Source organism: Salmonella sp. 32082101201600294FB01SM01, assembly GCF_017572865.1.
GTDB classification, from domain to species: Bacteria; Pseudomonadota; Gammaproteobacteria; order Enterobacterales; family Enterobacteriaceae; genus Salmonella; species Salmonella enterica.
The window spans coordinates 739,592-755,507 of record NZ_JAGESB010000001.1 but is presented as its reverse complement, the minus strand read 5'-3'; the positions used below and the strand labels follow the sequence as shown (position 1 = coordinate 755,507).

The following is a 15,916-nucleotide window of genomic DNA, read 5'->3' as shown; positions in this document are numbered from 1 at the left end:
TGCGTGCTTCAATAAAATAAGGTTTACATAAAACATGGTAGATAAACGCGAATCCTATACAAAAGAAGACCTTCTTGCCTCTGGTCGTGGTGAACTGTTTGGCGCTAAAGGGCCGCAACTCCCTGCGCCGAACATGCTGATGATGGACCGCGTCGTTAAGATGACCGAAACGGGCGGCAATTTCGACAAAGGCTATGTCGAAGCCGAGCTGGATATCAATCCGGATCTATGGTTCTTCGGATGCCACTTTATCGGCGATCCGGTGATGCCCGGTTGTCTGGGTCTGGATGCTATGTGGCAATTGGTGGGATTCTACCTGGGCTGGTTGGGCGGCGAAGGCAAAGGCCGCGCTCTGGGCGTGGGCGAAGTGAAATTTACCGGCCAGGTTCTGCCGACAGCCAGGAAAGTCACCTATCGTATTCATTTCAAACGTATCGTAAACCGTCGCCTGATCATGGGCCTGGCGGACGGTGAGGTTCTGGTGGATGGTCGTCTGATCTATACCGCACACGATTTGAAAGTCGGTTTGTTCCAGGATACTTCCGCGTTCTAAGTGTTGAATTGATATTCCGCGCTATCGGTATCATGCTTGCAAAGCCCATAAAGGCGAAACCTCCGCAGTGCGGAGGTTTCTTTTTCTAAAGAGACAGAATCAGGCCATTACCGCCCTGTCCTCCATGGCTTGTCGCCAACCTCCCAACCAGTATGACCGTTGATTCAGCGTCTGATAGGGACACATTTCTTTTGATCGTCCGGCGATGCCGGCCTGATATCCACGTTGATGTGCCCGTTCCAGGCGATCTCGTTTTTGTCTCTTCATGCCTCGTTTCCCTCATATTTGTATCTGGTGGAAAAGAAAACAGTGATTACAAAATGTGCAATCACACTACACGAATACCTCTAAATGGATCGCCCGTCAATGCGCAAAATTCACACCAATGTCATATTTGTGAGCTATACGGTAAATCATTTGTACAAAAAATGTGAGCCATAACAACTATTTTTCCGGCGTCAAAAATAAAAAAACCGCCTCAGGCGCACGACCTGAAGCGGTTAAATTTACATTACTTTTATCTCAGGGAAGGCGCTTTATCTCATCTGCGATAGCGGCTGCTTCCTGACTCCATGCGCTTGCCAGTACTTTGACCATCTCATCATAGCCATCTTTCTGCTGACTGGCTTCGATATGGAAAGGCCGCTTAATCAGCTGTCCATTGTGGTTTAATAACCACTCCCCGCTGACGATGACCTTACCATCGTAGCGTCCATGGAATCCGGTTACGGTAACGTTTAACGTATCCTGGGTGGTTCCCAACGGCTGGGAAGCGACGACCCAGCCAGGAAGCCGGGCGCTAAGATTCGCCACCAGCGTGTTACGTAATTGCTGATCCAGCGGGCTGGCCCACAGATTGTTATTGGCAATCACATACTGAACATCACTGGTTTGATACACCACGCCGTTACCTGCCAGATAGTCAGGTACGGAAACCTGCTCTACCCATAAGAGACGGTTGCCCTGGCTTGCGGTGCTTTGCACACCGCTTTGCGCTATCGGGAGCTGATAATAGCTTTTATTCTCTCCGCCGGAGCTACATGACGCCAGCCAGAACGCCATTATCACGACTAGCCATTTTTTCATTGTTTCGCCCTCTTAGGCTCAGGATCTTTTTTATCCTTCGCTTCAAATACCAGCGCGTTGCTCTTCTCGTTCAGAGTTTTCAACACCGGTTGTAACTCACGAAGCACCTGATCGAGACGCTGCATATCCGCCACCATTTTGTTATACGCCGCCGATCCAGGCTGGAAGCCTTGCATACTGCGGTTAAGTTCGCGTAACGTCGTTTGCATATCCGCCGGAAGCTGCTGCATCGACTGACTGGAGGTAATCTTGTTCATATTATCCAGCGTGGTTTGCAGCCGACGCATAGTACGCTGGCTTTCAGACAGCGTATTGGTCGCTTGTTCAATCATCGGATTCAGCGGCAGGTTGTTGATCTTATCCAACGTTTCCACCAGTCGCTGTTGAATTTGCGCCAGGCCGCTGCTGACGGTGGGAATAATTTCATAACCATCAAATTCGCGTAGCCCGGTAATCGGCGGTTCCTTAGGATAAAAGTCCAGATCGACATACAGCGCTCCGGTCACCAGGTTACCGGTTTTAAGCGATGCACGCAGACCGCGCTTAAGCAGCTCCGCCAAATGCGCGGCAACATCCGCATTTTCTCCCAGTTGCGCTTTCAGACGCTCCGGTTCAATGCGCACCAGCACAGGAATACGGTAATCATCGTTAAATACCTGGCGCATTTTAGACGCAAAGAAAGGCACTTTGCTTACCGTCCCCAGACGAATACCGCGGAACTCCAGCGGCGCGCCAGGTTGTAATCCGCGCACCGAATCTTTAAAGAACATCAGGTAATCGATATGATCGGTGTACAGCGAATCCTGAATACTTTTTTGATCGTCGTAGAGATTAAACGCCGTTTTTTCGGCGACGGGTTGCCCCTGCTCAAGTCCTTCCGGCACATCAAAACTCACGCCGCCGCCAAACAACGTCGTCAACGATCCCATTTCCACGCGCATTCCCGCCGATGTCAGATCCACAGCGATACCGCTATCTTTCCAGAATCGGACATTACTGGTGACCAATCGATCGTTTGGCGCCTTAATGAACAACTGATAACTCATTGTCCGTTTTTGCGGATCGAAAGAGCTGGTTTCAACGGATCCTACCCGATAGCCCCGGAACAGAACGGGATCGCCAGGACTGAGCTGACCGGCCTTTTTGCTGTCCAGAATCACACGAATACCTTTGGCATCGGGCGGCGCCAACGGCGGTGAGTCAAGAAGCTGATAGCTTTCCGGCTGACTGCCCTTACTTCCTGGTTGTAGTTCAATATACGCGCCTGATAGCAGCGTCCCAAGCCCGCTGATGCCTTCACGCCCCACCTGCGGTTTTACGACCCAAAATACCGAGTCTTTATGCAGCAACTTTTCCATGCCGGAATGAAGCCGCGCTTTGATTTGTACATGGGTCAGATCGTCAGTCAGCGTCGCGCTTTCAACCACGCCGACATCCACGCTGCGACTTTTGATCGTCGTTTTTCCGCCTTCAATACCTTCCGCATTGGTGGTAATTAAGGTAACTTCCGGTCCCTGGTGGCTGTAGTGATAAAACAGAATCCAGGCTCCGATAAGCGCAGTAACAATCGGGAATATCCAGACAGGCGACCAATTTTTCACCTTTTGTACTTTGGCTTCCCCTTTTTTAGGTTCCATGCTATCAGGACTCCTCATGGCCTGGTTCGTATTCACGATCCCACGACAGACGCGGATCAAAGGTCATCGCAGAAAACATTGTCATTATGACGACTAAAGCAAACATCAACGCACCCATCGCAGGATAAATATTCATTAACCCTCCCATGCGCACCAGCGCAGAGAGTACAGCAATGACAAAGACATCAATCATTGACCAGCGTCCCACAAACTCCACTACTTCATAAATAAAATGCATCCGTTCACTGTCGCGTTTACCGTGGCCTTTCGCATCCCAACAAAGCCAGGCAATGGCGATCATTTTTAGCGTCGGCACCATAATACTGGCGAGAAAGATAACCGCCGCCACCGGATAAGACCCCTCGCTCCACAGCAAAATCACGCCAGCCAGAATGGTCGACGGCATTTTAGAGCCCAGTAAGTCGGTAATCATAATCGGCAAAATATTGGCGGGCAGATAAAGCATGATCGAGGTAAATAATAACGCCAGCGTCCACTGCAAACTGTTTTTACGCCGGACATAGCCTTTCGTATGGCAACGCGGACAGACGAGACTCTCCGCAGGCAGGATCGCCGTGCAGCAGGCGCAAGAACGCAAAGACTGCCGGATACCGGTAATCCCCGGCGTTAACGGCTGCGCCAGTGCAGGCTGCGGGGCGATATCATCCCACAACCAGCGGCGATCGACACACTGGAACGCCCGCAGTTGAACGAGACAAAATAAGCACCAGGGAATAAAACTGCTGCCGATGCCGATATCGCCGTAGGCCATCAGCTTAACAAAACTGACCAACACCCCGGCGAGAAATATTTCCGCCATTCCCCACGATTTGAGGAGGAAAAAGATCCTTGCCAGCGTTTTTTTTACCGACAACGGCAGATTGGCGCGGTTGACAAGTAATAGAATGGTCACCAGGCAAAATGCCGGCACCAGTTGGACAAATAATAAAAAGAACGTGCCGAGGCTGGCGTAATCTTCAGAAAACATGACGCCGGGGATTTCCAGAAGCGTGACTTCGCTGGTGACGCCCGCGACATTCATATTCACGAAGGGAAAAAGGTTAGAAAGCAGCAACATAAATAGTGCCGCTAACGCATAGGCGGTAGGACGCTGCCGGGGCGAGTCCCACTCGGTCGTTAACGTTGCGCCGCATCGTGGACATGCTGCTTTTTGCCCATGCGAGAGGCGGGGTAAAGCCACCAGCATGTCGCATTGCGGGCACAATATGTGCTTCGCAGCATGGTGATGTTCACACATAGGCGCTCCTTTCGTTATGCCCCGTTTTTCAGGCCTTCAAGATACTCCCAACGTTCGAAGGCTTGCTCAAGTTCTTGCTCCGCCTGACTTAAATCGGCCAGAACTTTTTGCGTTTGCTCATGGGGTTGGCTAAAAAAGGCCGCATCCGCAACCTGCGCCTGTAGCGCTTCCAGCTTCGCTTCCAGGTCTTCAAGCTGACCGGGTAACAGCTCCAGCTCGCGCTGCAGTTTATAGCTTAGTTTGCTACTGCCACGTTTTACAATTTCTGCTTTAGGGGCAATAACTTCCTCATTTTTTTTCGCCATCGGCTGTTTCGTCGCCAGATGCTGCTCTTGCTGCGCACGCGCATCATGGTAGCCGCCGATATAACGTCCGATTTTGCCGCCGCCCTCGAAAATCCAGCATTCCGTCACGGTATTATCGACAAATTGCCGATCGTGGCTGACCAGTAGTACCGTGCCCTGATAGCCATCAATTAATTCTTCTAATAGTTCCAGCGTTTCGACGTCAAGATCGTTCGTTGGTTCATCGAGAATTAAAAGATTGCTCGGCTTGAGGAACAGTCGCGCCAGCAGCAGACGGTTACGTTCGCCGCCGGAAAGCGCGCGAACGGGCGTCATCGCCCGTTTGGGATGAAACAGGAAGTCCTGCAAATAGCCCAGTACATGGCGCGGCTTACCGTTTACCATCACCTCTTGCTTGCCTTCCGCAAGGTTATCCATCACGGTTTTTTCCGGATCCAGTTCGGCGCGATGCTGATCGAAGTAGGCGACTTCCAGCTTCGTTCCTACGTGGATGCGCCCGCTGTCAGCCTGAAGCTGTCCCAGCATCAGTTTCAGTAGCGTGGTTTTACCGCAGCCGTTCGGGCCAATTAACGCAATCTTGTCGCCGCGCTGCACCTGAGCGGAGAAATCTTTTACCAGTTGTTTTCCTTCTACCTGGTAATCGACATTCTCCATCTCAAAAACGATTTTACCGGAGCGCGTCGCCTCTTCGACCTGCATCTTCGCCGTGCCCATCACTTCCCGGCGCTCGCTGCGTTCACGACGCATCGCTTTTAACGCCCGCACGCGCCCTTCATTACGGGTGCGGCGCGCCTTGATACCCTGGCGAATCCAGACTTCTTCCTGCGCCAGTTTGCGATCAAATTCCGCGTTTTGTAATTCTTCTACGCGCAGCGCTTCTTCTTTCTCCAGCAGGTATTGATCGTAATTTCCCGGATAGGTGACCAGTTTGCCACGATCGAGATCGACAATGCGGGTTGCCATATTGCGAATAAACGAACGATCGTGAGAGATAAAAATAATCGTTCCGTTAAAGGTTTTCAGAAACCCTTCCAGCCAGTCGATAGTTTCGATATCCAGATGGTTAGTCGGTTCATCCAGTAACAATACGCGCGGATTGCTGACCAGCGCCCGACCCAGCGCGGCTTTACGCAGCCAGCCGCCGGAGAGCGACGACAGCGCGGCGTTAGGATCGAGTCCAAGCTGCGCCAGCACTTCATTAATACGGTTTTCCAGCTGCCACAGATTATGATGATCGAGCTGTTCCTGTACGCACGCCATTTCATTGAGGTTTTTCTCGCTGGGATCGGTCATCACCAGACGGGAAATCTCATGATAGCGCTTGAGGTATTCCGCTTGTTCTTCGATACCTTCGGCGACAAAGTCATAGACGCTGCCCGCAATATTACGGGGCGGGTCCTGTTGCAGACGCGCGACGATCAGATCCTGCTCATAAATAATACGCCCATCGTCCAGACCCTGTTCGCGGTTGAGGATCTTCATCAAGGTGGATTTCCCGGCGCCGTTACGCCCCACCAGACAGACGCGTTCGTTATCTTCGATATGCAACTCTGCGTTATCGAGAAGCGGCGCGTCGCTGAACGACAGCCATGCGCCATGCATACTGATTAATGACATTTACTTTTCCTTTCAGGCGGCGCGGATCAGCCAACAGTTATGAATCTGACGGTTACGGGCAAAATCCGGGGAAAGCGTTTTTTGCGTAATTTCTTGTGCGGTAAGCCCCAGCTCAGCCAGCCCTTCCAGATCCATACGGAATCCGCGCTTATTATTTGAGAACATGATGGTGCCGCCTTTACGCAGCAGGCGTTTTAAATCTTTCATTAACGCAACATGATCGCGCTGAACATCAAACGACTCTTCCATACGTTTTGAGTTAGAGAACGTTGGCGGATCGATAAAGATCAAATCGAACTGTTCATTCGCCTCGCGCAGCCAGCCCAGGCAGTCGGCCTGAATCAGGCGATGCGCGCGGCCACTCAGTCCGTTCAGACGCAAATTACGTTCGGCCCACTCCAGATAGGTGCGGGACATATCCACCGTTGTGGTGCTGCGCGCGCCGCCCAGCCCCGCATGTACGCTGGCGCTGCCGGTATAAGAAAAGAGATTCAGGAAATCTTTGCCTTTGCTCATTTCTCCCAGCATTCTGCGGGCAATACGGTGATCGAGGAACAGACCGGTGTCGAGATAATCCGTCAGATTTACCCATAAGCGCGCATTATATTCGCTGACCTCAAGGAACTCGCCCTTCTCGCTCATTTTCTGATACTGGTTTTTTCCTTTTTGTCGTTCACGGGTTTTTAACACCAGTTTATTCGGCGGAATACCGAGCACTGACAAGGTTGCCGCAATAATATCGAACAGACGTTGCCGCGCTTTTTGCGCATCCACCGTTTTCGGCGGCGCATATTCCTGAATCACTGCCCAGTCGCCGTAACGGTCTACCGCCACGTTATATTCCGGCAGGTCGGCATCATACAAGCGATAGCATTCAATCCCTTCCTGGCGCGCCCATTTCTCCAGCTTTTTAAGATTTTTACGCAGGCGATTAGCGTAATCTTCCGCCACCGTCGCCGGTTTACTGTCCGCCGTGGTTTCCGCAATATGATAGTTTTTCTGCACGCAGTCCAGCGGGCCATTCTTGGCTTTAAACTGTTTGTCGGCACGTAATTGCAGGCTGCCCAGCAAATCGGGCGAAGCGCTGAACAGCGACAGGTTCCAGCCGCCAAACTGATTTTTCATGGTACGGCCCAGCAGGCTGTGCAACGCAATCAGCGCCGGTTCGCTGTCCAGACGTTCGCCGTAAGGCGGGTTACTGATCACCGTACCATACGGGCCTTTCGGCAATGGATTACTCAGTTGCGCCACATCTTTCACTTCAAAGGTGATAAGCTCCCCGATACCGGCGCGACGGGCGTTGCTGCGCGCCCGCTCAATGACGCGCGCATCGCTGTCGGAACCGTAGAAATGAGAGGAATACTCCGCCAGTCCCTTACGCGCCCGGGTCTGCGCTTCGGCTTTCACTTCCTGCCAGATAGCCTCGTCATGCTGCGCCCAGCCGCTAAATCCCCAGTGACCACGGTGCAGGCCCGGCGCGCGATCGGTCGCCCACATCGCGGCCTCAATCAATAGTGTCCCCGAACCACACATAGGGTCGAGCAGCGGCGTACCTGGTTGCCAGCCGGAACGCATAACAATCGCTGCCGCCAGCGTCTCTTTAATTGGCGCCAGCCCGGTGCGATCGCGATAACCGCGCAGGTGCAGGCCATCACCACTGAGATCCAGCGCAATGCTGGCAGTTTCTTTATTCAGCCAGACATTAATACGGAGGTCCGGCGATTCGCGGTCCACATTTGGACGCGGAAGATTTTTCCGCGTAAACGCATCGACAATCGCGTCTTTAACTTTCATCGCGCCATACTGGCTATTACGGATGGTGTCGTTCAGGCCGCTGAAATGCACCGCAAACGTCGCGCCAGGATTAAAAATCTCTGTCCAGTTTATCGCCTGAACGCCGAGGTAAAGATCGAGATCGCTGTAGACCTTGCACTCACCCATCGGCAGGATAATACGCGAGGCCAGGCGGCTCCACATCAGGCTCTGGTAAATAAGCCGCGTGTCGCCCTGAAAATGGACCCCACCCTGAACAACCTGACACCCTACGGCGCCCAGTTTTTCCAGTTCAGTTTTTAACAGCTCTTCCAGCCCGCGGGCCGTACTGGCAAACAGAGAATTCATATTGTCACTTTTACGCTAAGAAAATTGTTGCGCATTATAGCTAATCTCACGCCCATGTCATAAAGTTGAAGGCTTATTTTCATTTGAGGGACTGTACGGTGGCGACGTTATCACGGCTCTTTATTCATCCGGTCAAATCCATGCGCGGCATTGGTCTGACTCATGCGCTGGCAGATATCAGCGGCCTGGCTTTTGATCGCATCTTCATGATAACCGAGCCTGACGGCACATTTATCACCGCCCGCCAGTTTCCACAAATGGTACGTTTTACCCCCTCCCCCTTACACGACGGCCTTCATTTGACCGCGCCAGACGGCAGTAGCGCGCTGGTTCGCTTTACGGATTTCACCCCGCAGGATGCGCCGACCGAGGTCTGGGGAAACCATTTTACCGCTCGCGTCGCCCCGACGGCGATTAATCAATGGTTGAGCGGCTTTTTCTCCCGCGATGTCCAGTTGCGCTGGGTTGGGCCGCAGTTGACGCGCCGGGTTAAACGGCATAACGCGGTGCCGCTGGGATTTGCCGATGGCTACCCGTATTTATTAACCAACGAAGCCTCGCTGCGCGATCTGCAACAGCGTTGTCCGGCAGGCGTACAAATGGAACAATTCCGCCCAAACTTAGTGGTTTCCGGCGTAGCGGCCTGGGAGGAAGATAGCTGGAAAGTGCTTCGCATTGGCGATGTGATTTTTGACGTCGTGAAACCCTGTAGCCGCTGTATTTTTACGACCGTCAGCCCTGAAAAGGGGCAAAAACATCCTTCCGGAGAACCGCTGGCGACACTGCAAGCTTTTCGTACCGCCCAGGACAATGGCGATGTGGATTTCGGTCAGAATCTGATTGCCCGCAATAGCGGCGTCATTCGCGTCGGCGATGAAGTGGAGATTCTGGCGACAGCCCCGGCAAAAGCTTATGGCGCCACAACGGTCGACGACAGCGTTACGCCAGATAAACACCCGGACGCGAGTGTAACCATCGACTGGCAGGGGCAAACCTTCTGTGGGAATAATCAACAGGTACTACTGGAACAGTTGGAGAATCAGGGAATTCGTATTCCGTATTCTTGCCGGGCAGGTATCTGTGGTTGCTGCCGGATACGTTTGCTGGAAGGCGAAGTAAGTCCGCTGAAAAAATCGGCTATGGGTGACGATGGTACGATTCTGAGCTGTAGCTGCGTGCCTAAGACCGCGTTACGACTGGAAAATTAAACCGCTTGTTCAAGGCTGAAACTGTGACAGTGAACCTGCGGTTTCAGCCTGTCGTTCATAATTTTAATCGCATCGCCAAGCTGCATGGTTCGGCCTGCTATCACCACGCCCGGCTGGGCCAGCAGACACAACGCGGCATTTTCTCCCGGCTCAACGACCAGCAAATTAACCTGTTCCGCCGTATCGCTTAACCAGACGCTTGCGGCATCGCCCGTTCCCGGGGTCCACATTTCGCCATGCGCCACAAAATGCCAGCTTTTTGGCATCTGCGGTTTGAGATAGCGAATCGCCACCAGCGCATTCAACACCAGCTCCGCGCGTTGCTCTTTAGTTAATTCGAAATCCCGGCATTTTTCTTCAAAGGAAAAATAGAGCGCGGCATCATCCACACAAAAACCGGTCGGGCAAAACGCGTCCGGCGTAAGCATTTTACGAGAGAAGCGCGAGCGAAAAAGCATACCATTGGCGAGATCGAGCATCATACGATCGTGCTCTTCATCATAATACCAGCGCCAGTTATCGTCAGGTTTAATTCGCATTACCTCTCTCCCGCTTTTAAGCAACTCGTAACAGCATTGTCCTTTCGCCGCTTCGTTTATTACCCCAATAATAAAAGCCTAAAATGTCTAAATAAGCAACAGTGGAGAAATATAAAACAACCAGCGCCGGAAATAAAGCCCTGGTTGTCTGATAAAGGGTAAAGTTTAGATGTGCGTTACGATTTCTTTAATCAATGGCGGGCCTTTAAAAATAAAGCCGGAATAAATTTGTACCAGCGTAGCTCCTGCCGCTATCTTCTCGCGCGCGGCGATAACTGAGTCAATGCCGCCGACGCCGATAATAGGCAATTGTCCTTTTAACTCCTGGGATAAACGGCGAATAATTTCTGTGCTTTTTAATTGTAATGGCCGGCCACTTAATCCCCCCGTTTGCTGGCAATTTTTCATTCCTTGTACCAGAGAACGATCGAGGGTGGTATTTGTCGCAATCACCCCATCAATATTATGACGAAGCAGGCTATCGGCAACCTGGATCAATTCTTCTTCACAAAGATCCGGCGCGATCTTTACTGCCACCGGCACATATTTATGGTGGATCGCCTGAAGATCGTTTTGCTTATTTTTAATGGCAGTTAACAGATCGTCCAGCGCATCGCCATACTGGAGCGTACGTAGCCCTGGCGTATTCGGCGAAGAAATATTAATGGCGATATAACCCGCATAAGCATAGACTTTTTCCATACAAATCAGGTAGTCATCTTTGCCATTTTCGACAGGCGTATCTTTATTTTTACCGATGTTAATTCCCAGAATACCATCAAAATGGGCTTTTTTAACATTCTCGACCAGGTTATCGACGCCCAGATTATTAAAGCCCATCCGATTGATCAGACCTTCAGCATCCACCAGACGAAAAAGACGCGGCTTATCGTTACCCGGCTGTGGGCGCGGCGTCACGGTGCCGATTTCCAGGGAGCCAAACCCCATCGCGCCTAACGCGTCGATGCACTCCCCGTCTTTATCCAGACCGGCAGCCAGCCCCAGTGGATTTTTAAAGGTAAGTCCCATGCAGGTAACCGGCTTTGTCGGTACTTTCTGGCGCACCAGCGCTTCCAGCGGCGTACCTGTAATGCGGCGTAATTGTTGAAATGTAAATTCATGAGCGCGCTCTGGATCGAGCTGGAAAAGGGCTTTACGAACGAAGGGATAGTACATGAACTCTCCTGGATTCCCGGTGTGCAAACCGGGGGCGTATTATGGGCGATAACAAAGCAAAAGGGAATTGACCTACGGCAATAAATAGCAATCGTTTTCCTTCATTCTCACTTCACGTTTCGCCAGCGAGCGTCATCGTCCGGCAAAAAAATGCCCGGCAGCGCTAACGCTTACCGGGCATGTCTTACCTCTTTATAGCAGATACTGTCAGGCTAACGCTTTAGTTATCTTCTCGTACAGATCGCCGGAAAGATTCTCCAGTCCTTTTAACTGCTCCAGCGCCGCGCGCATTTTCTCCTGACGCTTATCATCATAACGTTTCAGACGAATCAGCGGTTCAATGAGGCGAGATGCTACCTGCGGGTTACGGCTATTCAGATCGGTCAGCATCTCGACCAGGAACTGGTATCCGCTACCGTCTTGCGCATGGAACGCCGCCGGGTTGCTGCCAGCAAATGCGCCAATTAATGAACGGATGCGGTTCGGGTTGCTCATACTGAAAGAACGGTGTTTGAGCAGGCCGCGTACGGTTTCCAGTACATTTTCCGCCGGGCTTGTGGATTGCAGGATAAACCATTTATCCATCACCAGGCCGTCCTGATGCCACTTATCGTCATACTCCTGCATCAGCATATCGCGGCACGGCAACTGCGCCGCCACCGCAGCAGACAGGGCCGCCAGCGCATCGGTCATATTATTGGCGTCGCGATACTGTTTGCTGACCAGCGTATTAGCCAGCTCCGTCTCACCAAACGCCAGGAAGCGCAGGCAAGCATTGCGCAGCGTGCGCTTACCGATATCGCCGTGATCAACACGATACTCATCCAGATGATTGGCGTTATAGATAGCCAGGAACTCATCCGCCAGTTCTGCCGCCAGCGTACGCGTTAGCGCTTCACGAACTTGCGCAATGGCGATCGGGTCAATGACCTCAAACAGCTCCGCAATTTCATTGGCCGAAGGCAGCGTTAAAATTTCTGCGGCCAACGCCGGATCGATTTTCTCATCCAACAGTACTGCACGGAACGCATCAGCGACATGCACCGGAAGCGATAGCGGTTGCCCCTGCTGATGACGCGCCACATTCAGTTTAATGTATGTGGCCAGCAGGCTTTGCGCCGCATCCCAACGGGAGAAATCATTGCGCGCATGGCGCATCAGGAACGTCAACTGCTGATCGCTCCATTTATATTCCAGTTTCACCGGCGCTGAAAACTCGCACAGCAAGGCCGGAACAGGCTGGAAGTAGACATTATCGAAGGTAAATGTCTGCTCCGCCTGCGTGACGTTCAGCACGGCATTGACCGGGTGACCGCCTTTTTGCAACGGAATGACGTTGCCTTCGTTATCGTACAGTTCAATGGCGAATGGAATATGCAGCGGCTGCTTCTCCGCCTGATCCGCCGTCGCCGGAGTACGCTGGCTGATGGTCAACGTGTACTGCTCGGTTTCCGGATTATAATCATCTTTTACCGTTACAATCGGCGTGCCGGACTGACTGTACCAGCGGCGGAAATGGGACAAATCGACATTAGAAGCATCTTCCATCGCCTGTACGAAGTCATCACACGTCGCGGCGCTGCCGTCATGGCGCTCAAAATAAAGCTGCATCCCCTTCTGGAAATTTTCCTCACCCAGCAACGTGTGGATCATGCGAATGACTTCCGCACCCTTTTCATAAACGGTGAGGGTGTAGAAGTTATTCATTTCGATTACTTTATCCGGGCGGATAGGATGCGCCATCGGGCTGGCGTCTTCCGCGAATTGTAAACCGCGCATGGTACGCACGTTACTGATGCGGTTCACCGCGCGTGACCCCAAATCAGAGCTAAACTCCTGATCGCGGAACACGGTTAGCCCCTCTTTCAGGCTCAACTGGAACCAGTCGCGGCAGGTGACGCGGTTGCCGGTCCAGTTGTGGAAATACTCATGACCTATCACGCGCTCAATATCGAGATAATCTTTATCCGTCGCGGTATCGGTTCGCGCCAGCACGTATTTGGAGTTAAAGATATTGAGACCTTTATTCTCCATCGCGCCCATATTAAAGAAATCCACCGCGACAATCATATAGATGTCGAGGTCATATTCGAGCCCAAAACGCGTTTCATCCCATTTCATGGAATTTTTCAGCGAGGTCATTGCCCACGGCGCGCGATCCAGATTGCCACGGTCAACGTACAGTTCTAACGCGACTTCACGCCCGGAGCGGGTGGTAAAGGTATCGCGCAGCACGTCAAAATCACCGGCCACCAGCGCAAACAGATAACACGGTTTCGGGAACGGATCTTGCCACTGAACCCAGTGACGGCCATTCTCCAGTTCGCCCTGCGCAACACGGTTGCCATTGGAGAGCAGGAAGGGATATTTGCTTTTATCGGCAATAATTTTGGTGGTAAATCGCGCCAGTACGTCCGGGCGGTCAAGATACCAGGTAATATGGCGGAAGCCCTCCGCTTCACACTGGGTACAGAGCGCATCGCCGGACTGGTACAATCCTTCCAGCGCCGTATTCGCCGCCGGACTTACCTCGTTGACAATGCGTAACGTAAAACGCTCTGGCAGGTCGCTGATGATAAGCGCGCCCTCTTCTTCTTTATATGCTGTCCACGGCGCATCGTTGACGTGGATAGATACCAGCGTTAAATCTTCCCCATCAAGGCGAAGAGGCGCATCAGGCGCGCCATGACGAACAGCCCGGCTTATTGCGGTGACCACGGTTTTTTCGGCATCGAGGTCAAAGGTCAAGTCAATATCAGTAATCTGGTAATCCGGCGCGCGATAGTCATGGCGGTATTTGGCTTGTGGCTGTTGTGTCATAAAAAACCTTTCGCATCTTTGTGTAGAGTGTCGACTCCAGTCTATTCCTGTTGCGCAAATCGCGCTACGCAGAATGTTCATCTTTTCAGGCACAAACGGCCTCTTTGCTACATTTTTATAACAGGGGGCACGAAATGCGCTCGACCCTAAAGACAGCTTATGGTGTGATCGGGGTTCAATAAATCGCTAAACAAGGTATACTCCAGCGGTTTTCTTAGTTGTTTATTGTACTAAACGCTCCCGTGAGAGGACGCAACAGCGCACCTATGACACAATTCGCTTCTCCTGTTCTGCACTCGTTGCTGGATACAGATGCTTATAAGTTGCATATGCAGCAAGCCGTTTTTCACCACTACTATGATGTGCAGGTAGCGGCTGAGTTTCGTTGCCGTGGCGACGACCTGCTGGGTATTTATGCCGATGCTATTCGCGAGCAGGTGGACGCGATGCAGCACCTGCGCCTCCAGGAGGACGAGTTCCAATGGCTCTCCGGCCTGCCCTTTTTTAAACCGGATTATCTGAACTGGTTACGCGAGTTTCGCTATAACCCAGCTCAAGTCTGTGTCACCAACGATAACGGCAAGCTGAATATTCGCTTAACCGGCCCGTGGCGTGAAGTCATTATGTGGGAAGTGCCGCTGCTGGCTGTGATCAGTGAGCTGGTTCATCACTACCGCTCGCCAAACGCGGGCGTTGATCAGGCGCTCGACGCGCTGGAAAGTAAGCTGGTTGATTTCACTGCGTTAACCGCCAATCTCGATATGTCCCGCTTCCACCTGATGGACTTCGGCACCCGCCGCCGTTTCTCTCGTGAAGTGCAGCAGGCGATAGTTAAACGTCTCCAGCAGGAGTCATGGTTCGTCGGCACCAGCAACTATGATCTCGCGCGTCGCCTGGCGCTGACGCCGATGGGCACTCAGGCGCACGAATGGTTCCAGGCGCATCAACAAATCAGTCCGGACCTGGCGACCAGCCAGCGTGCCGCGTTGGCCGCCTGGCTTAACGAATATCCGGACCAGCTTGGTATCGCATTGACAGATTGCATTACAATGGATGCGTTTTTACGCGATTTCGGCATTGAGTTCGCCAGCCGTTATCAGGGGTTACGCCACGACTCAGGAGACCCTGTCGCATGGGGCGAAAAGGCGATTGCCCATTATGAAAAGCTGGGGATTGATCCGCTGACAAAAACGCTGGTCTTTTCAGATAACCTTGATCTGCAAAAGGCGGTCGAGCTCTATCGCCATTTCGCCTCTCGCGTGCAGTTAAGCTTCGGCATCGGTACCCGCCTGACCTGCGATATCCCTCAGGTAAAACCGCTCAATATCGTGATCAAGCTTGTGGAGTGTAACGGAAAGCCGGTGGCTAAACTTTCCGACAGCCCCGGTAAAACGATCTGTCATGATAAAGCGTTTGTACGCGCGCTGCGTAAAGCCTTTGATCTCCCGCAGATCCGCAAAGCTAGTTAATTCTTTCCAGGGAGCCTGCCTGGGCTCCTTTTTCAGGTTTATTTCCGAAATCTTTCACTTCAGCTGCGATTTCTACTTGTCTGATTGCAGATGCCAGGTAACATAGGAATACCCCCATTTCGGGTGG

General features: G+C 52.2%; 12 protein-coding genes. 3 read left to right on the top strand and 9 right to left on the bottom strand.

Features of this window, described 5'->3' with window-relative positions:
* Window positions 1-34: 34 nt before the first annotated feature.
* Window positions 35-553 carry a bifunctional 3-hydroxydecanoyl-ACP dehydratase/trans-2-decenoyl-ACP isomerase gene (gene fabA / locus J4645_RS03555; RefSeq protein ID WP_000227928.1) on the top strand — a complete coding sequence of 173 codons (519 nt, stop codon included), beginning with the start codon at window positions 35-37 and terminating at the stop codon, window positions 551-553.
* Between the two features lie 99 nt (window positions 554-652).
* On the opposite strand, the gene rmf is transcribed toward fabA, so the two are convergent.
* The 6 genes from rmf to rlmKL all read right to left on the bottom strand — a co-directional run bounded on the left by rmf (window position 653) and on the right by rlmKL (window position 8,577).
* Entirely contained in the window at window positions 653-820 is a 168-nt protein-coding gene (gene rmf, locus J4645_RS03550) for a ribosome modulation factor (protein WP_001537784.1), read from the bottom strand.
* Between the two features lie 255 nt (window positions 821-1,075).
* Window positions 1,076-1,639, bottom strand: a complete 564-nt coding sequence (pqiC, locus tag J4645_RS03545; protein WP_000759136.1) for a membrane integrity-associated transporter subunit PqiC — start codon at window positions 1,637-1,639, stop codon at window positions 1,076-1,078.
* Window positions 1,636-3,276 (bottom strand): intermembrane transport protein PqiB, encoded by a 1,641-nt coding sequence (pqiB, locus tag J4645_RS03540; protein ID WP_000433412.1) that lies wholly within the window; start codon window positions 3,274-3,276, stop codon window positions 1,636-1,638. Before pqiB ends, pqiC begins: the two co-directional genes overlap by 4 nt.
* Window positions 3,277-3,280: 4 nt before the next feature.
* Window positions 3,281-4,534, bottom strand: a complete 1,254-nt coding sequence (pqiA, locus tag J4645_RS03535; protein ID WP_024147082.1) for a membrane integrity-associated transporter subunit PqiA — start codon at window positions 4,532-4,534, stop codon at window positions 3,281-3,283.
* 14 nt (window positions 4,535-4,548) lie between these two features.
* On the bottom strand, window positions 4,549-6,456 hold the full coding sequence (locus tag J4645_RS03530) for an ABC transporter ATP-binding protein (RefSeq protein WP_023215390.1): 1,908 nt from the start codon (window positions 6,454-6,456) through the stop codon (window positions 4,549-4,551).
* Window positions 6,457-6,468: 12 nt separating this feature from the next.
* The gene (gene rlmKL, locus J4645_RS03525; protein WP_001086481.1) at window positions 6,469-8,577 is read right to left on the bottom strand and encodes a bifunctional 23S rRNA (guanine(2069)-N(7))-methyltransferase RlmK/23S rRNA (guanine(2445)-N(2))-methyltransferase RlmL; all 2,109 of its coding nucleotides are present in this window, start codon (window positions 8,575-8,577) and stop codon (window positions 6,469-6,471) included.
* Window positions 8,578-8,675: 98 nt separating this feature from the next.
* Between rlmKL and J4645_RS03520 the strand changes: the two genes are divergently transcribed.
* Window positions 8,676-9,785 (top strand): YcbX family protein, encoded by a 1,110-nt coding sequence (locus tag J4645_RS03520; RefSeq protein ID WP_000224062.1) that lies wholly within the window; start codon window positions 8,676-8,678, stop codon window positions 9,783-9,785.
* Here J4645_RS03520 and zapC read toward each other — a convergent pair.
* From zapC to pepN, 3 genes are all read right to left on the bottom strand, one after another.
* Window positions 9,782-10,324 (bottom strand): cell division protein ZapC, encoded by a 543-nt coding sequence (zapC, locus tag J4645_RS03515; RefSeq protein WP_001220671.1) that lies wholly within the window; start codon window positions 10,322-10,324, stop codon window positions 9,782-9,784. The genes J4645_RS03520 and zapC overlap by 4 nt on opposite strands.
* Window positions 10,325-10,489: 165 nt before the next feature.
* The gene (gene pyrD / locus J4645_RS03510; protein ID WP_000291723.1) at window positions 10,490-11,500 is read right to left on the bottom strand and encodes a quinone-dependent dihydroorotate dehydrogenase; all 1,011 of its coding nucleotides are present in this window, start codon (window positions 11,498-11,500) and stop codon (window positions 10,490-10,492) included.
* A 207-nt stretch (window positions 11,501-11,707) separates the two neighbouring features.
* Window positions 11,708-14,320 carry an aminopeptidase N gene (gene pepN, locus J4645_RS03505; RefSeq protein ID WP_023215054.1) on the bottom strand — a complete coding sequence of 871 codons (2,613 nt, stop codon included), beginning with the start codon at window positions 14,318-14,320 and terminating at the stop codon, window positions 11,708-11,710.
* 266 nt (window positions 14,321-14,586) lie between these two features.
* Between pepN and pncB the strand changes: the two genes are divergently transcribed.
* Window positions 14,587-15,789, top strand: a complete 1,203-nt coding sequence (gene pncB, locus J4645_RS03500; protein ID WP_000191405.1) for a nicotinate phosphoribosyltransferase — start codon at window positions 14,587-14,589, stop codon at window positions 15,787-15,789.
* Window positions 15,790-15,916: the final 127 nt, after the last annotated feature.